This is a genomic window from uncultured Caballeronia sp., assembly GCF_964243625.1.
Lineage (GTDB): Bacteria > Pseudomonadota > Gammaproteobacteria > Burkholderiales > Burkholderiaceae > Caballeronia.
The window spans coordinates 1-21168 of sequence record NZ_CAXTGZ010000008.1 but is presented as its reverse complement, the minus strand read 5'-3'; the positions used below and the strand labels follow the sequence as shown (position 1 = coordinate 21168).

The following is a 21168-nucleotide window of genomic DNA, read 5'->3' as shown; positions in this document are numbered from 1 at the left end:
ATCGTCGTGAAATAGGCAAGCACGCAATCACGCGCCATGCCGCACGCCCACGCGATACCAGGTGACCTGCCTGTACGTTTCGCCAGGGCTCACGATCACACTGCCGGCATCCGGCATGTTGACCTGGTTCGGAAACGCGCCCGCCTGCAGGCACAGGCCGGCGTGTTTGCCGTAGCGCCGGCCATGCCGTCCGACGATGCCATCGAGATGATTGCCCGTATAGAACTGCACGCCGGGTGCATTCGTGCCCATGGTCAGTTCGCGGCCGCTGCCCGGGTCGTAAAGGCGCACCACGGGCCTGTGTGAATCACCGCGTTCGCCCACTACATAACAATGATCAAAACCACCTGCGCGCGACAACTGATCGTGCGGCCAGTCGAGCCGTGCACCCAGCGGGGCGCTCGCGCGAAAATCAAACGCGTGGCCCGCGACTTCGGCGCGGCCCTCAGGGATCAGGGCGGCATCGACTTCAAAAAAGGTATCGGCGTCTATGGAGATGACATGGCCGCGGATATCGGCTGTGTCGTCGCCCGAGAGATTGAAGCACGCGTGGTTCGTGAGGTTGACGGGCGTCGGCGCGTCGGACACCGCTTCGTATGCGAGCGTGAGCGTGCCGTCGTCGTCCAGCGTATAGCGCAACGTGGTCGATACCGCGCCGGGAAATCCCGCCTCACCTTCCGGCGATTCATGCGTGAGTTCGATACCGCCATCGACTTCCTGCGCGTCCCATAACGCCCGGTGAAACCCCGCCGCGCCACCATGCAGCAGGTTGCCGCCTTCGTTGCGATCGAGCGAATAGGCCACGCCGCCAAGCGCGAAGCGCGCGTTCTCGATGCGGTTCGCCCAGCGTCCGATCACGCCGCCAAGATACGCATGGCCGGCGAAGTATTCGGCGGGGGTGTCGTGGCCCAGCAGCACGTCCGCCACGCGGCCTGCGCGGTCGGGCGCGTTCCATGAAACCAGCGTCGCGCCCAGGTCACTGATCGCCACGCGCATGCCGTGCGCATTGCGCAGCGTGAACAGCCGGGCGACATCGCCGCCGGGCAGCGCACCCCAGCGTTCGGCGCTTACGCGGACAGAGCCTGGTCGGGCGATGGTAGGCATGGCAGCGAGGTTCATGAAAGAGGGATCAGCCTGGCTGGCCGCATGGCGCGACGGGCAGCCGCTCCTGATACTCGCGCGGCGTGCAGTCGAGCTCGCGCCGGAATACGGCGTACATGTATTGCAACGACGTAAAGCCACATCGGATGGCGACTTCCGCGCTGGAAAGGTCGTGGCGCGCGAGAAGCTGCTTCGCGACATCGAGCTTGTGGTTAAGGATCTCCTGATGCACCGTATGACCGAGTTCACGCCGGAAATAATCCTCAAGCGAGGAGCGCGATACGCCAACATAATCGGCCACCTGTTCGGTCTTGATGCCCTGGCACGCGTACTGCCGGATGTAGTGGCGAGCACGCATGACATAGGGGCTCGAAACCGGTTGATGGCGTGTCGATTCAAGCACGTTGATGCCGACAGGCGGCACGAGAATCCGTCTGCCATGGAATCGGGCACCGCCCAGCATCTGATGAAGCAGATGCGCGGCGGTTCGGCCCATTTCCTCGGTACCCTGAATGACTGAAGAAAGCGGTATGCGTGTAAGCGAGCGCGTCAACGGATCGTTGTCTATGCCGATGATCGCAACCTGTTCAGGCACGGGTATGCCCGAAATAAGGCACGCCTGAAGCAAGTGACGCGCGCGGGCATCGGTGACGGCGATTACACCAACGGGCTTCGGCAGACTCTCCAGCCACGATGTCAGTTGCGCACTTGCCTGACTCCAGACCGGCGCGCTGGTCGGCAATCCGCGATGAATATCGGCTTCAAGTCCATCCGCCGCAAGCAGCGCCTTGAATGCCAATTCGCGTTCCTGCGCCCAGCGGTTCTCGGGCGACTCTGGCAGGCTATAGAGCGCGAAACGCTGCAGGCCCGCGCCGATCAGATGGGTGTACGCCAATGACATGAGCTTGGCGTTATCGGTGGCAATGTAGGGCAGGTTGGCCGGATAACATGCGCAGTCCGCATACGATGAACCCACTGCAACCACGGGCAACTGCGAATCGCCGAGCGCCTCGGCCACGGCAGGATCGTCGAAGTCCGCGATGATGCCATCGCCTTCAAAGCGTTCAATCCCGTTAAGCCGGCAGCGGAAATCCTCCTCCAGGAACAGGTCCCACGCAACGCGCGTAGAGAGCAGGTAGTTGCCAATGCCCGTGATCACCTCGCGGTCATACACCTTGTTCGCGTTGAACAGCAGCGCGATCCTGTGCGAAGCCTGAGCGGTCTGGGGTCGTGTCATCGAGCTCCGGACGGGTCTCGCGCCGCATTGCAGCGAGATGCCCGTCATCTCCGTTGCGGCGCAATATGCGCCTCTGTGTTTTGTTCTCGCCGCTTTTTAGCGTTTGCTGATTCTAGGCCTCGTGACAGGTCTGCCGCCAGCCTGATTTCCACTTAGCCCAAGAATCACCATGCGCGCTGGCGGATTTCGCAATTGCCCCGAGGCGGACCAAGCTGGCAGCATGGCGTCACATTAAAAGACGGAGACGCCCATGTCGTATTTCGAACACCTGCCGGCCGTGCGCTATGAAGGCCCTGAGTCCGACAACCTGTTTGCCTTCCGTCACTACGACCGCGACAAGCTGGTGCTCGGCAAACGCATGGAAGATCACTTGCGGCTCGCCGTCTGCTACTGGCATTCCTTTGTGTGGCCGGGCGTGGACATGTTCGGGCAGGGCACGTTTCACCGGCCGTGGCAGCAACCCGGCGACGCCATAGAACGTGCGCATCTGAAGGCCGACGCCGCCTTCGAGTTTTTCGCAAAACTCGGCGCGCCGTACTACACCTTCCACGATACCGACGTCGCCCCCGAAGGCGACAGCATCAAGCACTACGTCAACAACTTCAAAGGCGTGACCGACTATCTTGCGGCCAAGCAGGAAGAGACGGGTATCAAGCTGCTGTGGGGCACGGCAAACCTCTTTTCGCATCCGCGTTATGCTGCGGGCGCTGCAACCAGTCCGAATCCCGAAGTGTTTGCTTTTGCGGCCACGCAGGTTTTCCAGGCGCTGGAAGCGACGCATCGTCTGGGTGGCGAGAACTATGTGCTGTGGGGCGGGCGCGAAGGTTATGACACGCTGCTGAACACCGACCTCAAGCGCGAACGCGACCAGCTCGGTCGCTTTCTCAACATGGTCGTGGAGCACAAGCACAAGACCGGCTTCAAGGGCGCTCTGCTGATCGAACCGAAGCCGCAGGAGCCGACCAAACATCAATACGATTACGATGTCGCCACCGTCCACGGGTTTCTCACGCAGTTTGGTTTGCAAAATGAAATCCGCGTGAACATAGAAGCAAATCACGCAACGCTCGCGGGTCATTCATTTCACCATGAGATCGCGACGGCTTATGCGCTCGGCATCTTCGGCAGTGTCGATGCAAACCGCGGCGACCCGCAAAACGGCTGGGACACCGATCAGTTTCCGAATAGCGTTGAAGAGTTGACGCTTGCGCTCTATGAGATCCTGAAGCACGGCGGCTTTAGCACAGGCGGCATGAATTTCGATGCAAAAGTGCGGCGCCAGAGCGTTGCCCCCGAGGACTTGTTCTACGGCCATATTGGCGCTATCGATGTCATTGCGATTGCCCTGGAACGAGCGGCCGTACTGATTGAAAACGACAAGCTGGAGGAATTCAAGAAGCACCGTTATGAAGGCTGGGATACGGAATTCGGCCGCAAGATTCTCTCGGGCGGTTACTCTCTTGAATCGCTTGCCATTGACGCACTCGGACGCCGCGTTAACCCTCAGCATGTGAGCGGGCAACAGGAGTATCTGGAGAACATCGTCAACCGGGCGATTTACGGCTGACGTTAAAGTCTGAAAGCCTCAAGGAAAAACGTTAAAGCGCCCGGCTGATTTCGCAATTGCGCCAGATGCGCATAAAGGCCAGGCTAAGCAAAAATCCAAAGACACAAGCTTTCGTAAAACGACGACCGTGAACACGAATTCGCGGCGCACGCAGTAGATTCCGCCGACGTCTCTTTCTCTCGCACATGCGTGGCCGTGACCGGCTACGCAGGGGATGCATCGGCTAGTCAACCATAAAAAAGGAGTGAGACATGAAGTCTGCAATGCGGAAGTCTGCAATGCGCCGTTCAATTCTGGCCACGTTCGCGTGCGGTGCGATGTTCGCCAGCGTATCCCTGATTCCATCGCTTGCGCATGCCAGTAAGGACAAACCCGAGATCGGTTTTTGTATCGATGACTTGCGGGTCGAGCGTTGGTCACGCGACCGCGACTATTTCGTTGCAGCAGCGACCAAGCTGGGCGCGAAGGTCTCGGTGCAATCCGCCGATGCCAGCGAGGCGCGCCAGATCTCGCAGATCGAAAATCTGATCTCGCGCGGAGTCGATGTCATCGTGATCGTGCCTTTCAATTCGAAGACGCTCGGCAATGTAGTTGCCGAAGCGCACAAGGCGGGTATCAAGATCGTGTCTTATGACCGCTTGATTCTCGATGCAGATGTCGATGCCTACATTTCCTTCGACAACGAAAAAGTCGGCGAAATGCAGGCGCAAGGGGTCTTCAACGCGCAGCCCAAGGGCAATTACTTTTTGCTGGGCGGCGCACCGACCGACAACAACGCGAAGATGTTGCGTGAAGGTCAGATGAAGATCCTGAAGCCGGCCATCGATCGCGGTGACATCAAGGTCGTCGGTCAGCAATGGGTGCCGGAATGGAGCGCCGCGACCGCGCTGCGCATCACCGAAGATGCGTTGACGGCGAACAACAACAAGATCGACGCTATCGTGGCGTCCAACGACGGCACGGCCGGCGGCGCCATTCAGGCGCTTGCCGCGCAGAAACTGGCGGGCAAGGTGCCCATTTCGGGCCAGGACGCAGACCTGGCCGCAGTCAAGCGCCTCGTTGACGGCACGCAGACCATGACGGTGTACAAGCCGCTCAAGCTGATTGCGGGCGACGCAGCCAAGCTCGCTGTCGATCTGGCGAAAGGACAGCCGCCTGCCTTCAACGCCAAGTACGACAACGGCAAGAAGCAGGTCGATACCGTGTTGCTGCAGCCGACGCTCCTGACGAAGGCCAATGTCGATACCGTCATCAAGGACGGTTTCTATACCCAGTCGCAACTGGCTGGCAATTGACACTTGGTGCATGGATGAGCGGCGCGTGAGGGTCTGAAGAGCGCTTCTATAGCGGCCTTCACGCGCAATCACGTCAGGGACATATGCATGGCAAATGCGCTGCTGGAAATGCACGGCATCGTCAAGACGTTTGGCGGGGTGAAGGCGCTCGACGGTATCGACCTGGTGGTGGCGCCCGGTGAATGCGTCGGCTTGTGCGGCGAAAATGGCGCGGGCAAGTCGACGCTGATGAAGGTCCTCTCAGGCGTCTATCCGCATGGAACATGGGATGGCGAGATCCTTTGGGAGGGTGAGCCTTTACGTGCGATGAACATCCGCGATACCGAGAACGCCGGCATTGTCATCATCCACCAGGAACTGATGCTCGTGCCGCAATTGTCCGTCGCGGAAAACATCTTCCTCGGCAATGAAATCACGTTGAGCGGCGGCCGGATGAACTATGCCGCGATGTATCAGCGCGCCGACGAATTGCTGCGCGGCCTCAACATCAGCGGCATCAACGTCGCGCAGCCTGTGATGAACTACGGCGGTGGTCATCAGCAACTGATCGAGATTGCGAAGGCCTTGAACAAACGCGCGAAGCTGCTGATTCTGGATGAACCATCGTCGTCATTGACGGCAAGCGAGATCAGTATCCTGCTCGATATAGTGCGCGATCTGAAGAAGCGAGGCGTCGCGTGCGTCTATATCTCGCACAAGCTCGATGAAGTCGAAGCCGTATGCGACACAGTCACCGTGATCCGCGATGGCAAGCACGTCGCCACGCAGCCCATGAAGGGTTTGGGGACGGACGCCATCATTGCGATGATGGTGGGCCGCGAAATCAAGAATCTGTTTCCACGGGAGCCGCATGAGATTGGCGAGGTGATTTTCGAGGCCAGGAACGTAACGTGTCTCGACGTCACCAATGCGCAGCGAAAGCGCGTGGACAACGTTTCTTTCTCGCTGCGCAAGGGCGAGATTCTCGGCGTGGCAGGGCTGGTGGGTGCAGGGCGGACGGAACTGATGCAGGCCATCTTCGGCGCGTATCCCGGGGTGAGCGAGGCGGATGTTTATCTGAATGGCAAGAAACTGAAGATCAGGACGCCCGCCGATGCCATCAATGCCGGTATCGGGATGGTGCCGGAAGACCGGAAGCGCCATGGCATCGTGCCGCAACTCGGGGTGGGTCATAACATCACGTTGGCTGTCCTCACACGCTTCGCAAAGGGCGGCCGTATCGATTCCGCTGCGGAACTCGACACCATTCACACCGAGATGAAGCGGTTGTCGGTTCGCGCCGCGACGCCCATGTTGTCCATTGCGAGCTTGTCGGGCGGCAACCAGCAGAAGGCCGTGCTGACCAAGATGCTGCTGACGAACCCCGCCATCCTGATCCTCGATGAACCCACTCGTGGTGTGGATGTCGGCGCCAAGTTCGAGATCTACAAGCTGATGTTTGCGCTGGCGCGGCGAGGGGTATCGATCATCGTCGTATCATCGGAGCTCAATGAAGTACTTGGTGTCAGCGACCGCGTGCTCGTGATAGGCGAAGGCGAACTGCGCGGCGATTTCATCAACGAAGGACTGACGCAAGAACATATCCTGGCTGCAGCCATTGGCGCGCCATCCCAGGCAACCCCTATTCAAGCGAGCGTCGCATGACACCTGACGTGACTTCGTCCCCAAAGCGCAGCACAGCCGGTAATGTGCGCACGAGTTCCGGTCAACGCTTCAGGCAAGTGTTCACGCGCTATAAGCTGCTTGCGCTGCTGCTTGCGGTTGCGGTCATCTGGATCTTCTTTTCATTCCTGACCGATGGCGCGTTCGTCACGCCGCGAAACCTGTCGAACCTTCTCAGGCAGATGTCGATTACCGGCATGCTTGCATGCGGCATGGTCTTCGTGATCATTGCCGGTGAGATCGACTTGTCGGTTGGATCGCTGCTTGGACTGCTCGGCGGCGTGGCCGCGATTCTCGATGTTTCATATCACTGGTCAATCCAGTTCACGGTGCCCGCCGTGATGCTGCTTGGCGTCGCGATCGGGCTCTTCAATGGATGGTGGTCCACGTATCTGCGGGTGCCCTCGTTCATTGTGGGTCTCGGCGGGATGCTGGCCTATCGCGGCGTGCTGCTCGGGGTGACGGGCGGCTCGACTATCGCGCCTGCATCGGAGCATCTGGTCTTCATCGGGCAGGGGTACTTGCCCCGACTGGCCGGCAACGCACTGGCACTGGTCATGTTCGTGATACTCGTTGCGTTGACCGTGCGTCAGCGGCAGAACCGGCAGCGATACAAGCTCGCCGTCGTGCCGCTCTGGCAGGATGGCGTCAAGATAATCGCGGCAGGTCTGGTGCTGGTTGCGTTCGTGACGACGCTGAACCGGTATGGCGGGATCCCGGTGCCTGTACTGTTGCTGCTGGCGCTGCTTGGGATCTTTACCTACATTGCCACGCAGACCGTGTTTGGCCGGCGCATCTATGCCGTGGGTTCCAATCTCGAGGCGACCCGTTTGTCGGGCGTGAATACCAATCGCGTGAAGCTGATGATTTTCGCGCTGATGGGATTGATGTGCGCGCTTGGCGGGCTGATCAACACCGCACGGTTGGCGGCGGGGTCGCCATCTGCGGGGACGATGGGCGAACTGGATGCAATCGCGGCATGTTTTATCGGCGGGACATCGATGCGCGGCGGTTCCGGCACGGTGTACGGAGCGCTGATTGGTGCGCTGGTGATGGCAAGCCTCGACAACGGCATGTCGATGCTCGATGTCGATTCTTACTGGCAGATGATCGTGAAGGGCGGGATCCTGGTGCTGGCGGTGTGGATCGATGTGATTTCAGGGGATCGACGTTAGGGCGATACCGGGGGCGTGCACGCGCCCCCGAGCGTCAGGCACTATACGGTCCAATCCAGAATCACCTTTCCGCTCTGCCCGGAAAGCATGGCGGCAAACGCTTGCTGATAATCATCGACCGCAAACCGATGCGTCAGGATCGGCGAAAGATCAAGCCCGCTCTGCAACATGGCCACCATCTTGTACCAGGTCTCGAACATCTCGCGTCCGTAGATGCCCTTGATTTCCAGTCCCTTGAAGATGACCTGGGTCCAGTCTATCGCCATCTCCGCTGGCGGAATGCCCAGCATCGCGACCTTGCCGCCATGATTCATGGCCTCGAGCAGCCCCTTGAATGCACTCGGCACGCCGGACATTTCCAGTCCCACGTCGAAGCCTTCCGTCATGTGAAGTTCCGCCATCACATCGCGCAGTGCAGTCTGCGTAACATTCACTGCCCGCGTGGCCCCCATCTTCCGCGCAAGTTCGAGGCGATATTCGTTCACGTCGGTAATCACCACATTGCGTGCGCCAACATGTTTTGCAATCGCCACGGCCATGATGCCGATAGGGCCTGCGCCTGTGATCAACACGTCTTCGCCGACGAGATTGAACGACAAGGCCGTGTGCGTGGCGTTACCGAACGGATCGAAGATCGCCGCGAGGTCATCGGAGATTTCCGGCGGGATCTTGAAGGCGTTGAACGCCGGAATCACCAGGAATTCAGCGAACGCGCCCGGCCGGTTCACACCGACGCCGACCGTGTTGCGACACAAATGCCGCCGTCCCGCACGGCAATTACGGCAGAAGCCGCACGTGATATGTCCTTCACCCGAGACGCGATCGCCAATTGCGAATCCGCGTACCTCTTGTCCCATTTCCACGATCTCGCCAACATATTCGTGCCCCACATGCATGGGAACGGGAATGGTTTTTTGAGCCCAGTCATCCCATTTCCAGATATGGATGTCGGTGCCGCAGATCGCGGTGCGCGTGATGCGGATCATCACGTCGTTGTGCCCGACCTCGGGCTTCGCCACGTGCGTCAGTGTCAGCCCCGGTGCGCGTTCCAGCTTGGCCAATGCTTTCATGATGGTCTCGATGTCCTAGATGATGCCGAGTGAACGGCCGACACGCGCGAACGCATCGACGGCGCGATCGATTTGCTCCGGCGTATGCGCGGCGCTCATCTGCGTGCGGATGCGGGCGCGACCCTTGGGCACGACCGGAAACGAAAAGCCGATCACGTAGACACCTTCCTGCAGGAGTGCATCGGCCATGCGGGACGCAACCTGGGCGTCGCCGAGCATCACGGGGATGATCGGATGTTCGCCGGGCACGAGCGTAAAGCCGAGCGCGCTCATGGCGTTGCGAAAACGCGCGCCGTTGCTGCTTACACGCGAGCGCAACTCGGCGCCTTCGGCGCTGCCGAGCAGTTCAAGCACCTTGAGCGTGGCCGCGGCAATGCTCGGCGTGAGCGTGTTGGAAAACAGGTAGGGACGGGAGCGCTGGCGCAACAACTCGACAATCTCGCGGCGCGCGGCAACATAGCCACCCGATGCGCCGCCGAGCGCCTTGCCGAGCGTACCCGTGATGATGTCGATGCGCGAAAGCACGCCGCAATGTTCAGGCGTGCCGCGCCCATGCTCGCCGATAAACCCCACAGCGTGCGAATCGTCGACCATCACGAGCGCGCCATAACGGTCCGCCAGATCGCAGATGCCGGCGAGATCGGCAAAGATGCCGTCCATTGAAAACACGCCGTCGGTTGCGATCAGCTTGAAGCGCGCGCCGGCTGCGTCGGCTTCACGTAGCCTGGTTTCCAGATCGGCGAGATCGTTATTCTTGTAGCGATAGCGCTTTGCCTTCGACAAACGCACGCCGTCGATAATGCTCGCGTGATTGAGTTCGTCGCTGATGATCGCGTCGGACTCGTCGAGCAAGGTCTCGAACAAGCCGCCATTGGCGTCGAAGCAACTCGAATAAAGAATGCAGTCGTCCGTTTGCAAAAACGACGCCAGCGCCTGTTCGAGTTCCTTGTGAACGCTTTGTGTGCCGCAGATGAATCGCACCGAGGCCATGCCGAAACCATCGCGGTCGAGGCCTGCTTTCGCTGCTTCGATCAGGCGGGGATCATTGGCCAGGCCGAGATAATTGTTGGCGCAGAAGTTGAGCACTTCGTCGCCGGCGGCGAGCTGGATATCGGCTGATTGAGGACTGGATATGACGCGCTCGGACTTGTAGAAACCGTCTGCGCGGATTTGGTCGAGCGTATTGCGTGCATGTGCAATATACGGATCATGCATGGACTGGTCTCCTGTGTAATGCGAGGTCCGCTGGGCCACTTGTGATGGCTTTGCGTCCAATGGCGGTTTGTTGCGCTGAGCTTCTTGATCAGGCATCAGCTTAGCTGATTTGATCGTGATCCCGAACAGCATTTTGCGGCGGCCAAGCGCCTGAATGCGCCGCCAGAAAAATACGGTGGTGTTGGGCGACAGTATCTGGCACGGCTAGCCGCCCGCCCCCGCCCTTAAACTGCCGCGATCATTCCCTGGCCCGCATCCTGGTCCGTCGCGATCGGCGATGCGTCGGCGCAAACCCGGTTACGCCCCGAGTCTTTCGCCCGATAAAGCTGCGCATCCGCCGCTCCGATTACGCTGTCCTCGGTCACGCGCGCTGTGCTGCGTGCACAATCCACGACCACCACGCCGAAGCTCGCGGTAGCACGTATCTCGCGTCCGTCCCATGCTTTCGACGCAGCCATTTCGAATGCCTGCCGGATGCGTTCTGCGAGCGCCGTGGCGCCGGCAATATCGGTTCGCGGCAACAGCAGGACGAATTCTTCTCCGCCATAGCGAATGACGCTGTCCACGTCATGGCGTGTGTGCGCGAGCAACAAGGCTGAAAATGTCCGGATGACTGCGTCGCCGGCGGGGTGGCCGTAACTGTCGTTGATCTGTTTGAACTGGTCGATGTCGCACAGGACCACCGCGAGTTTCGACCGGGTTTCGCGTGCTCGCTGGAGTTCCGCGTTGAACAGCACGTCGGTGAGGTAGCGCCGGTTGAAACAACTTGTCAGGTAGTCGCGAACCGACAGATTCCTGAGCAGCGCGTGCTGGCAGAACTCGTCGCGTGCGAGCCGGTTATGGCGGCGGGCAGTGACGTAACCGAGGGCGTTGGTAAATATGAGCAGCATGGACGAAGTCAGCAGCGACGACGGATCGAGCATGCGCGACGCCGAGGAAATGGCGATAAATGCAAACGTCGCCGCCACGCTGATCGCAAGAGCGTAGACCAGCTTGTTCGGAATGAAGTTGTAGGCGACGATCAACATGATGCACATGGACATCTCGTGAACCGACATTCCGCCCGACCGCAGCCACGTGATCAGCATGAAGACCGCGAAGCCGACGATTTCCACCACGCTCGCCGCTGCACGCAGCGCGGGGACGGAATTGCGCTGTGCGCTTGCGGCACGCAAACAGATTGCGCAGGTCAGCCCGACCAGGCAGCGCGCCAGAAACAGCAGGAGAGCCGCCCGGGAATAGCCAAGGGCGCCGACGTCGGTGATGGCGAAGGCGATGTAGAAAAGGCTGCAGAAAACGAGCGTCCGCACGAGCGCAGTGTGGTGCGCGACGCGCTGATAACGCTGGAACTCGTGTTCCACCGACGCGTCTTCGAACTCCGACCATAGCCTGTCAAGTTTGAAATTCGTCCCGGCGTCAAACCGTGAAATTTCGGTCAGTTCTGCCATCTCTCGCCATTTTTTCGATGTCGCCGTTTGGGGCAACATGATAAGTCATTTTTATCGTGCGCAAGATAGCGCGCATTGGAATGCAATTATCAGTACGCGAGCGGCCCGATTGAAGGTTTTTATTTGAAGTCGGCCTAGCCGGAAAATAACCTATCTCAAAATACATTAAATTAACTGATCTGCAGCGCGTAAGCTGTCACATGAACAATAGCCTGCCGACCGATACGCTCATCTCTTGTGAAAACGAGCCGATTCAAGCCCCTGGGAGCATCCAGCCGCACGGGGCACTGATCTGTTTCGCCTCGGACGGCCGTGTGCTGGCACGCAGCAGCACGGCCGAAATATGGCTGGGTACCTTGCCCGGAATTGGCGAGGCGCTGACTCCGCGCTATCTGAACGCCTCAGCACGCATTGCGATCGATGCCGCCCTTCAAGACCCCAGCCACGCCGGCGACAGCGTCGAGTGGGAAAGAAGTGACGGCATGCGATTTGACCTGGTCATGCATTGGTCCGACGATAACCTGATGGTCGAGTGGGAGCATATCGCCGACCAGACCGTCATGCTGGCGCATTACGCAGCGCTCGCCCGGAGCACGATCCGGCGTTTGCAGGAGCGCAAGTACACATCGGTCAACGAAGTGCTGCAGGCCGCGGCGGACACCGTCAGGGTCATGACCGAATGCGACCGGGTGATGGCGTACCGGTTTCTCGCGGACGATAGCGGAGAGGTCATTGGCGAGTCGCGTCGGGAAGACCTGGTGTCGTACCTGTATCAGCGTTTTCCCTCCGGGGACATCCCCGCACAAGCGCGCCGGCTTTATGTGCTGAGTCCGATCCGGCAGATCTCCTCGGTCAACGCTGTCGCTGTGCCGATCGAACCCTTGTTGAATCTTGAAACGAATCGCCCTTACGATCTCAGCCACTCCGTCTTGCGCAGTGTGTCGCCGGTTCATATCGAATATCTGAAGAACATGGGCGTTGCTGCTTCAATGAGCATTTCCATTGTCATCAACGAGCGCCTGTGGGGCATGATCGCCTGCCACCATATGAGCGACCACCGCGTTCCTCATGCAATCCGGCTGTCGTGCATCTTGTTCATGGAAGTGGTGACCATCCTGCTTCAGCAACTCGAACTCGAACAACGCGTCACGGCCGAGCAAAGCGTGCGGGTCCTGGGCGCGGAAGTGGCCTTTGCGATGCGGCAAGCCGACGATCCCGTCGCAGGGCTGGTGGCCGCGGCAAGCGGCATTTCGGCAATGATCGGAAGCGATGCGGTGGCGATTGTCGTCGATGGCCAGACCGTGATGCTCGATGCACCCTGGCTCGTCGATAAAGCGGCGCTCCTTGGTATTGCGGAGCACATGCGCGAAGCGGGTTCCGACTTGATCGTCATTGAATCGCTCGCCGACACGCAGCCGCACCTGATCAGGCCAATGACACCAACGGGCGTTGCCGCGGGACTGCTTGCCATTCAAATGAACGGCGACGCGCGCATCACGATCATCTGGTTGCGCAACGAACTCGTGCAAACGATCAACTGGGCGGGTGCGCCGGACAAAGTGGTCGCGATGGGGCCGAACGGAGCGCGTCTCACGCCGCGCGCTTCGTTCGAATCGTGGAAACAGGTCGTGACCGGACGTTGCCGCGCCTGGACGGAGACCGACGTTTTCGCCGCGCGCGAACTCAAGTCTATTTTGCAGGACGTCGCGCTGCAGCGTTTGCGCGACGCGGATCGCTCCCGGATGATTTTGTTGGCCACGCTCGCTCACGATTTGCGCGATCCGCTGCAATCGGTGGATCTGGCGGTCCAGCTCATGCGCAGCGGTCTGGCGAGCGTGCAAGACGCGGCGCAGCGTGTGGAGGGATCGACACGGCGAATGCAATCGCTCATCACCTACATACTCGATGTCAGCCGCATCAGAGCGGGCATGGGCCTGATCCTCGAGCGCCGGAAAACGCCGCTGACCGAATCATTGAATGCGACGGTCAATCAGCTTCGCCAGACTTACCCGGGCATCACCATAGAATATGCATGTCCTGAACTGGGCGATGCCGAACTCGATGAAGACCGGTTTGCGCAAGCCCTCGGGAACCTGGTCAATAATGCGCGCCAGCATGGGGACATGAGCGAACCGATCCGGATTACCGGGGCGCTGAATGGGGTCCTCAGAACGATTGCAATTCGCAACCGTTTGTTGCGCAAACAGACGGTGTCGTTTGCGCGACTGGTGGATCCCTTCAAGAGCGGTGCGCTTGCCAGTCCGAACAACAAGGGCGGAATGGGCCTTGGTCTCTACATTGCCAATGCCATCGTCAGAGGCCATGGTGCAACGCTCGATGCAGTCTTCACCGATAATGAAGCGTGTTTCACCGTGACAATTTAGCCTTGCAGGAGGACGGCGGCCCATGAATGACTTCATTTTGCCGCCGCAGGAAAATCGCGCGAAGCTCTGGCGCGAGCCGTCGTTGTTCAATACAGAGTTCCTGCGTGCGACCTATCCGACGCATACCTTCCCGCAGCATTCCCACGACGAATACGCGCTTGGTTTTATCGAACGTGGCGCGCAGATGTTTTCCGAAGGCCAGCGCGAGCGCACGGTCATGCCGGCCGGCACGATCTGCGTAATCAACCCGGGCCAGTTCCACGAGGGCGGCCCGGCGACCGAGGGCGGATGGGACTATCGGATGATCTATCTGCCGCGTTCGGCACTGGCGAACATCCTTGGTATTGAGGGAGCATTGCCGGAAAGTGCCTTACCGTATTTCAATGACCCTGTAATCGACGATCCCGCCTTGGTTCGCGTGATGCGGGCAGCGCATTCGTGCTCGGAATCACCGGACGTGTCGTGGCTGGAAAAAAGCACCCGGCTTACGCTGGCGCTTCGCCAGCTCGCGTCGCGCCACGGACAGGGCGAGCGGCCTGGCTTTCTGCCGGGCGCCGCGTCTGGTGCAGTCACGCGTGCGCGTGAATATATCGACAGTTGCATTGAAGCGAACCCGACACTCGATGAAATCGCCACTGCAGCCGGCCTGAGTTCCTTCCATTTGTTGCGTCAGTTCAAGCTTGCTGTCGGCTTGCCGCCCCACGCCTATCTGATGCAACGGCGCGTTGACCAGGCAAGGCGGTTGTTGCTCAAAGGTCACCCGCTTCGCGAAGTGGCGATCAGGGTCGGCTACGCAGACCAGGCCCATTTCAGCCGTGAATTCCGCCGCTTCTATGGCGTCTCGCCAAGCACCATTCGTTAAATAAACCGCAAGATTCTTCAAATCGCATCGTCAGCCTGCGTCCATGATGGGAATGCGGTTCAAGCCCGTTTTTTCAATCACTAGCCGAGGTAACAAGATGCCGTTAGTCAGAGTCGATTTGTCCAGGGATGCATCCCCGGAAGTGGTCAGTGGCATCAGCGATGCCATCTACGAAGCCATGATCACCGTGGCGAACGTGCCCGTGCACGACAAGTTCCAGGTATTTTCGCGTCATGCCGCGAACGAAATCATTTACCCGAAAGAGGGATATCTCGGTGTGAGTTATACGCCGGAGATCGTGTTGATCCAGGTGACATGGAATGCAGGACGCAGCATTGAAGTGAAGAAAGCGTTTTATCTTGCGGTGGCGAATGGCATCCATGAAAGAACCGGCCTGCGAAAGGAAGACATCTGCATCAATCTGGTCGATGTCAACCGCGAGGACTGGTCGTACGGCAACGGAGAGATGCATTACGCACCGAAGTAGCGGCCGATCTGGCCGCGAAAACCATTTCGGGCGGCGTCTTAAATCCGGGTTCAATCAAACAACCGGATCAACCATTGAAGGTGGTGCGACCATGAACCCCGCATATCCGGCATTTGCTTTATTGGGTTTGATATGGGGTACGAACTTTCTGTTCATGAAATGGGCAAGCGTGATGATCACGCCCGTGCAGATCGTAGCGTTGAGGGTGCTGTTCGGTTTCGTACCGCTGCTCGTATATGCGCTTTTGTCGCGATCCCTGAAATGGCGCCACGCCCGGCATGCCCACCATTTTGTCGTCATGTCCGTATTGGCCACGGTGGTGTACTACTATGCGTTCGCCAAGGGTGCATCGTTGCTGCCGTCGAGCGTGGCCGGCATGCTGAGCGGCGCCATACCGCTGTTCGCGTTCGTATGCGCCTGGGCCCTGCTTCGTGCTGAACGTCCGACAGGGCGCATGATCGCGGGCGTGGTCTGTGGATTTGCCGGTGTCCTGCTGATCGCCCGGCCATGGGCTGCATCTACTTCGGCCGTGAGCTTGCCGGGCGTGCTTTACATGATTGCGGGCTCGATGAGCGTAGGGTGTTCATTTGTCTATGCGCGCAGGTTTATATCGAAACTTGATATATCCTCGGTCGCGCTTTCCACCTATCAGATCGGGCTGGCACTGGCCATCATTGTGTGCATAACGGATTTTCGCGGCGTCACTCGAATCGCAGATGACCTGCGGGCGTTGACCGGCCTCGTCCTCGGCTTGGGACTGCTCGGGACGGGCGCGGCATATATTCTTTATTACTTCATAGTAAGGAGGCTGGGTGCGATCGCCGCGTCAGGCGTCACCTACATTCCGCCGGTCATCGCACTTCTAATGGGCGTGTGGATCGCACATGAATCCATCAGGCCCCTCGATCTGGTCGCGATGTCGTGCGTCCTCGGCGGAGTCTATCTTTTGCAGACAGGACGGCGCGTGCCTGCAGTCGCTCGCGTGATCAAGGAAGTTTGACTGGCCGGGAGACCTTGCTGCTTCAATCGGGCATGCCGTCATGCTCGCCGAGCGTTCTCGTGGGCCAGTCCACCCAGCGATCCGGGCGCGCACGTTCGTAAGCTTCGTTAAGCGGATAACGTATGCGGTTGTCGTCGCGCGGACGCTCGCCTATCACCATCAGCCTGACTTCCTCTTCCGTGTTGTTGATAAACGTGTGGCAGATCCCGGTCCCTGCCGGGAACGCAACAGAATCGCCTTCTGTAATGGCGTGCAGCACTCCGTCGATCCAGACATCCGGCTTGCCTTCGAGCACGTACACAAACTCCTGCTCCGTACTTTCAGCGTGCGGATATGACGTCCGCCGTCCCGGCAGAAGTCTTACATGATGAATGCCAATACGCGTGATGCCGAGTGCATCGGAAAGGGGCGCGTCGAGCGCCATGCGTTCCGTGTCACCGCGATACACGTGCGCCTCGGCTTCTTCCAGTTCGGTCCAGTGTTTGATGAATTCAGGTCGGCTCATTCTTTGTTTTTCCTGTGGGGGAAGAATGATGATACCGGTTGAGGAGCAAGCGGAGTGGGGCAATCAGCGCATTGCTTCCTGTTCACGAACGTTGGTTTCGCCAGGCGCTACCACCATGACTTCGTACATATATAGCGTACACGCTATATACGCAGTTTTATGGAGGCGCTTGTCGGCCAACCAGTCCATTGAGGTTTTCCCGATAAATGTGCACATACAGCAAACTGTCACCAAAAAATGGCGCTTGTGCACCAAAAAAACAATACGAAAACTGCTTGGAAAAAAATAATGTGTACGCTAGAGTTAGTCCATCAACTTAGAGCACTAAGTAAATCGCGATGTGGTCCTGAGGCAGGTGCTTCGAGTTCTGAAGAACATATTTAAAAGACGAGGCCACGAAATCGGCCCAAATCGAGTGAGCAATTGCAAGCCCGTTCCAGACAATATGTTTAGGCATACATACGAAGCTGAAAGCAGTTTCCTGCACATTTTTTTTGTTTGATCTTTTTACAAAACTCTGGAGATGGCAATGTACGACGTATTTCAAACCGACCGACTGATCGATACGTGGCTGGCAGAAGACATCGGATACTGCGACCTGACCGCTCAGGTCATGATCGAGGCGAATGAAACCGGCGCCTTCTACATGAACGCCCGCGAGGACCTGATCGTGTCAGGCATCGACGTGGCGGCCCGTGTGTTCAAGCGCTATGACCCCACGCTGGAAGTGGCGGTGCGTGTCAGCGACGGCGACCGGCTTAAAAAGGGCGCTGTCATGCTCGATGTGCGCGGCAACGCGAGGAGCGTACTGACCGCGGAACGTACGGCGCTCAATATCGTGCAGCGTATGTCGGGTATCGCCAACCTCACGGCCGAATACGTGAAAGCGGTGGAAGGCACGCGCGCTCGCCTCATCGATACGCGCAAGACCACCCCGGGGCTTCGCATGCTGGAGAAGCATGCCGTCACGTGCGGCGGCGGCCTGAATCATCGGCTTGGACTCGACAATGGCGTGATGATCAAGGACAACCACATTGCTGTATGCGGTGGCATTGCGAAAGCTGTGCAACGGGCGCGCCGTCAACTGCCTGTGCTGACGAAGCTCGAAGTGGAATGCGACCGGCTGGAACAGGTTCAGGAAGCGCTCGATGCCGGCGTGGACGTCATCATGCTGGACAACATGTCGGTGCAGGAGATGTCGAAGGCTGTAGAACTCGTCGGTGGCCGCACGAAACTGGAAGCATCAGGTGGCATCAACCTCACGACCATCGGCGAAATTGCGAAGACGGGCGTGGACTATATTTCCACCAGCAAGATCAACCAGGCTTCCTTGTGTGTGGACATCGGTCTGGACGAAGCGGAGTAATCGCGCCATGTCCGACGGAATCTTCTTTTTTGTTGTGGGCCCGAGTGGCGCCGGCAAGGACTCGCTTATCGATGCGGTGCGTGGTACAGACCGTCCGTTCGAGATCGCACGAAGGGTCATTACCCGGGCTCACGGTTCGCCGGGAGAAGACCACGAAGCGCTCAGCGAAGCCGAGTTTTCCGCGCTGGAACGTCAGGGCGGATTCCTGATTACGTGGTCCGCGCATGGCTTGAAATACGGTTTGCGCCGCGAATTGCTCGGTGTCTTGGCGCATGGCCGCCACGTCATTGCCAACGGATCTCGCGCGATGGTCGAGGCGCTTCGCGCTTGTGTTCCGAATCTGGTCGTCATCGAGGTGAGTGCACCGGTTTCCGTGCTCGCCGAGCGCATTCTCGCCCGGGGCCGGGAAACGCCGGAAGAGGTCCGGCAACGCGTGATGCGCAAGGTCGAACCTTTCCCGGCGGATGTCGAAGTCGTCAGGGTATCGAACGATGGAACGCTGGAGCAGGGCATCGGACGTTTCATCGCGGCGCTTGACCGTGCGACCCAACCGCCTGCGCCGAGCATGGCTGCGATGAAAGCCAAGCTTGCCGGCGATGCACTCAATGAAACCGAATACGGCGCGGTGCTCGATGACATTCTCGCGTTGCGCTATTCCGATCGCGATATCAACGCCTTTCTTCTGCAGGCATCTCAGCATCTGAGCGACCGTGAAGTGCTGGCTCTTGCAAAGGTGCGCGCACGGCTGTCACCCCGCATCGAATGGAATGAACCCATGCTCGTTGACAAGCATTCAATGGGCGGCATTCCCGGCAGCCGCATCACGCTGATTGTCGTACCGATCGTCACGGCGTTCGGCCTCGCGATGCCGAAGACGTCGTCACGTGCGATCACGTCGGCAGCAGGCACCGCGGACGCGATGGAGACTGTCGCCCGAGTCGACCTCACTCGGGCGGAAGTGCAGCGGTGCGTACAGGAGGCGCGTGGCTGCATTGCATGGAACGGACGCCTGAATCATTCAATGATCGATGACCGGATCAACGCATTCACCCGGCCGTTGGGACTCGATTCGAACCGCTGGTCGGTCGCATCCATCCTGTCGAAGAAATGGTCGGCTGGCTCCACGCATGTGATCATCGATTTGCCTTACGGCCCGCGTGCCAAGCTGAAAGATGAAGCCGAGGCCCGCGCGTTAGGCGAGCTTTTCGAATACGTCGGCACAGGCCTGGGCATGCACGTCAAGGCCATGGTGACCGATGGCCGGGGGCCAGTCGGGCGCGGCGTGGGACCTGCGCTGGAAGTGCGCGACGTCAGACTGGTGCTGACCAACGCGGCAGATGCGCCCGCCGACCTGCGGGAAAAGGCGCTGCTGTTCGCCGCGGAGATTCTCGCGTGGGCACCGGGCGTGGAAACAGTGGTGAAGGGGCGGGAAGTGGCTGAGTCCCTTCTTGCTTCGGGACAAGCGCTGGCGTCGTTTGAACGCATTATCGATGCACAAGGTCGCCGGGCACATCCGGTGTCGCCCGGCAAACGCGTGCGCCAGATCGTGGCGCAGCGCAGCGGCGTCGTTACGAGTGTCGACGGGTGGGCGATTGCAGGCGTGGCGCGCGCAGCGGGCGCGCCGGACGACCTGAGCGCCGGCGTGGACTTGCTCGTGTCTGTCGGACAGACCGTGGAAGCCGGCGATCCACTGTTCCAGATCCACGGTGACGACGCCGAGCACGTGTCCGCTGCGGCCCAGTCCGCCAATGGTCTCTCCACGCACCATATATCCGCGGAACGGCTCGCTCGCTCCGTCAGCATTTCTGCATGATCCCTCGAATATTGGGGACGTGAATCCAGTTTCTTTTGGTTTCCTATAATCCGTGTGACCGTTATCACCTGGAGTGATTAAATGCCAAACAAGATCGGCAAGTTGCGGTGGGGGATTGTTTCGATGCTGGTCGCTCCCATCACCTTCGTGATGACGCTGGATCGGGCGGCCATGACGATTGCGGCGCCTACCATTCAGAAAGAGCTGGGTCTCTCGCTGGTCGAGATGTCGGTCATCCTGACTGTGTATTTCTGGGCGTACGCTCTGGGGCAGGTTCCTGCGGGTCGTCTGGCCGAGCGGCATGGTTCACGCAAGGTTCTGGCGGGAACGAGCGCGCTGTGGTCTTTCATGATGATCCTGACGCCGCTGGGAACGGGGTTCAACTGGCTCGTCGGTTGCCGGGCCTTGCTTGGCGGAGCGCAGTCCGCTGACTGGTCGAGCGGCGTGCTTGCAGTGAAGCGCTGGTTTCCGAAGAGTGAACGCGCAAAGGGGAATTCCTTTCTTCTTGGCGGCCTGTACCTCGGGCCGATCGTCTCCGCGCCGCTTACCGCGTGGATGATCCTGCAATTCGGCTGGCACTCTGTCTTCTATGTGTTCGGCGCAATAGGCATCTTGCTTGGCGTTGCATGGTGGTTTGGTTATCGCGATGTTCCCGCAAAACATCCTTTGATCGGTACTGAGGAGGCGGCTTACATTGCGGCGGGGCAAACGGAATCCGAAGTCGCGACGAAGGGCGTATTTTTGAAGTGCCTGAAGCATCCTCGTTTCTGGCTGTTCGGCATCCAGTACTTTCTGCTGGTCTTGATCCAGAGCTTCTACACGACCTGGCTGCCTACATACCTGATGCGTGCACGAGGACTGTCGCTCAAGTCGATGGGGTTCGCTGCATCGCTGCCATGGATTGCGGTATTCGTGGCGGTGTTTGCAGCGGGTATCGTTTGCGACAAGATATTGAAGCGAACTCAATCGGTGTGGGCGGCA

17 protein-coding genes are annotated in these 21168 nt (G+C 59.2%); 11 read left to right on the top strand and 6 right to left on the bottom strand.

From position 1 onward, the window contains the following. Window positions 1-27 precede the first annotated feature (27 nt). The gene (locus ACFFAR_RS01205) at window positions 28-1119 is read right to left on the bottom strand and encodes an aldose epimerase family protein (RefSeq protein ID WP_062003037.1); all 1092 of its coding nucleotides are present in this window, start codon (window positions 1117-1119) and stop codon (window positions 28-30) included. A gap of 10 nt (window positions 1120-1129) precedes the next feature. Next, window positions 1130-2338, bottom strand: a complete 1209-nt coding sequence (locus tag ACFFAR_RS01200; RefSeq protein ID WP_375507414.1) for a XylR family transcriptional regulator — start codon at window positions 2336-2338, stop codon at window positions 1130-1132. Window positions 2339-2588: 250 nt separating this feature from the next. Between ACFFAR_RS01200 and xylA the strand changes: the two genes are divergently transcribed. The 4 genes from xylA to ACFFAR_RS01180 all read left to right on the top strand — a co-directional run bounded on the left by xylA (window position 2589) and on the right by ACFFAR_RS01180 (window position 8037). After that, the gene (gene xylA, locus ACFFAR_RS01195) at window positions 2589-3905 is read left to right on the top strand and encodes a xylose isomerase (protein WP_174364734.1); all 1317 of its coding nucleotides are present in this window, start codon (window positions 2589-2591) and stop codon (window positions 3903-3905) included. 251 nt (window positions 3906-4156) lie between these two features. Further along, window positions 4157-5200 carry a D-xylose ABC transporter substrate-binding protein gene (gene xylF, locus ACFFAR_RS01190; protein WP_231941558.1) on the top strand — a complete coding sequence of 348 codons (1044 nt, stop codon included), beginning with the start codon at window positions 4157-4159 and terminating at the stop codon, window positions 5198-5200. 87 nt (window positions 5201-5287) lie between these two features. Next, the gene (gene xylG, locus ACFFAR_RS01185) at window positions 5288-6844 is read left to right on the top strand and encodes a D-xylose ABC transporter ATP-binding protein (RefSeq protein ID WP_375507413.1); all 1557 of its coding nucleotides are present in this window, start codon (window positions 5288-5290) and stop codon (window positions 6842-6844) included. Then, window positions 6841-8037 carry a sugar ABC transporter permease gene (locus ACFFAR_RS01180; protein ID WP_375507412.1) on the top strand — a complete coding sequence of 399 codons (1197 nt, stop codon included), beginning with the start codon at window positions 6841-6843 and terminating at the stop codon, window positions 8035-8037. Before xylG ends, ACFFAR_RS01180 begins: the two co-directional genes overlap by 4 nt. A 41-nt stretch (window positions 8038-8078) precedes the next feature. Here ACFFAR_RS01180 and tdh read toward each other — a convergent pair whose 3' ends face one another. From tdh to ACFFAR_RS01165, 3 genes are all read right to left on the bottom strand, one after another. Continuing rightward, window positions 8079-9107 (bottom strand): L-threonine 3-dehydrogenase, encoded by a 1029-nt coding sequence (gene tdh, locus ACFFAR_RS01175; protein WP_086383924.1) that lies wholly within the window; start codon window positions 9105-9107, stop codon window positions 8079-8081. 15 nt (window positions 9108-9122) lie between these two features. Beyond that, window positions 9123-10322: a glycine C-acetyltransferase gene (locus ACFFAR_RS01170; RefSeq protein WP_174364381.1), complete on the bottom strand. Its 1200-nt coding sequence runs from the start codon at window positions 10320-10322 to the stop codon at window positions 9123-9125. Window positions 10323-10546: 224 nt separating this feature from the next. Further along, window positions 10547-11770 (bottom strand): diguanylate cyclase, encoded by a 1224-nt coding sequence (locus ACFFAR_RS01165; RefSeq protein WP_174364380.1) that lies wholly within the window; start codon window positions 11768-11770, stop codon window positions 10547-10549. A gap of 200 nt (window positions 11771-11970) precedes the next feature. Here ACFFAR_RS01165 and ACFFAR_RS01160 point away from each other — a divergent pair, with 200 nt between their 5' ends. From ACFFAR_RS01160 to ACFFAR_RS01145, 4 genes are all read left to right on the top strand, one after another. Further along, window positions 11971-14154, top strand: a complete 2184-nt coding sequence (locus tag ACFFAR_RS01160) for a GAF domain-containing protein (RefSeq protein WP_375507411.1) — start codon at window positions 11971-11973, stop codon at window positions 14152-14154. A 22-nt stretch (window positions 14155-14176) separates the two neighbouring features. After that, window positions 14177-15016, top strand: a complete 840-nt coding sequence (locus tag ACFFAR_RS01155) for an AraC family transcriptional regulator (RefSeq protein WP_062171039.1) — start codon at window positions 14177-14179, stop codon at window positions 15014-15016. Window positions 15017-15113: 97 nt separating this feature from the next. Then, window positions 15114-15503 carry a tautomerase family protein gene (locus ACFFAR_RS01150; protein WP_062003028.1) on the top strand — a complete coding sequence of 130 codons (390 nt, stop codon included), beginning with the start codon at window positions 15114-15116 and terminating at the stop codon, window positions 15501-15503. A gap of 91 nt (window positions 15504-15594) precedes the next feature. After that, window positions 15595-16503 carry an EamA family transporter gene (locus tag ACFFAR_RS01145; protein ID WP_174363569.1) on the top strand — a complete coding sequence of 303 codons (909 nt, stop codon included), beginning with the start codon at window positions 15595-15597 and terminating at the stop codon, window positions 16501-16503. A 22-nt stretch (window positions 16504-16525) separates the two neighbouring features. On the opposite strand, the gene ACFFAR_RS01140 is transcribed toward ACFFAR_RS01145, so the two are convergent. Beyond that, window positions 16526-17008, bottom strand: a complete 483-nt coding sequence (locus ACFFAR_RS01140; protein WP_062171036.1) for a cupin domain-containing protein — start codon at window positions 17006-17008, stop codon at window positions 16526-16528. 529 nt (window positions 17009-17537) lie between these two features. Between ACFFAR_RS01140 and nadC the strand changes: the two genes are divergently transcribed. The 3 genes from nadC to ACFFAR_RS01125 all read left to right on the top strand — a co-directional run. Next, window positions 17538-18374 carry a carboxylating nicotinate-nucleotide diphosphorylase gene (gene nadC / locus ACFFAR_RS01135; protein ID WP_062003691.1) on the top strand — a complete coding sequence of 279 codons (837 nt, stop codon included), beginning with the start codon at window positions 17538-17540 and terminating at the stop codon, window positions 18372-18374. 7 nt (window positions 18375-18381) lie between these two features. Then, a complete protein-coding gene (phnN, locus tag ACFFAR_RS01130) occupies window positions 18382-20187 on the top strand; it encodes a phosphonate metabolism protein/1,5-bisphosphokinase (PRPP-forming) PhnN (protein ID WP_174363568.1) in 1806 nt (601 codons plus the stop codon). Between the two features lie 81 nt (window positions 20188-20268). After that, the coding region (locus ACFFAR_RS01125; protein ID WP_174363567.1) for an MFS transporter at window positions 20269-21168 on the top strand (900 nt) is incomplete at its 3' end.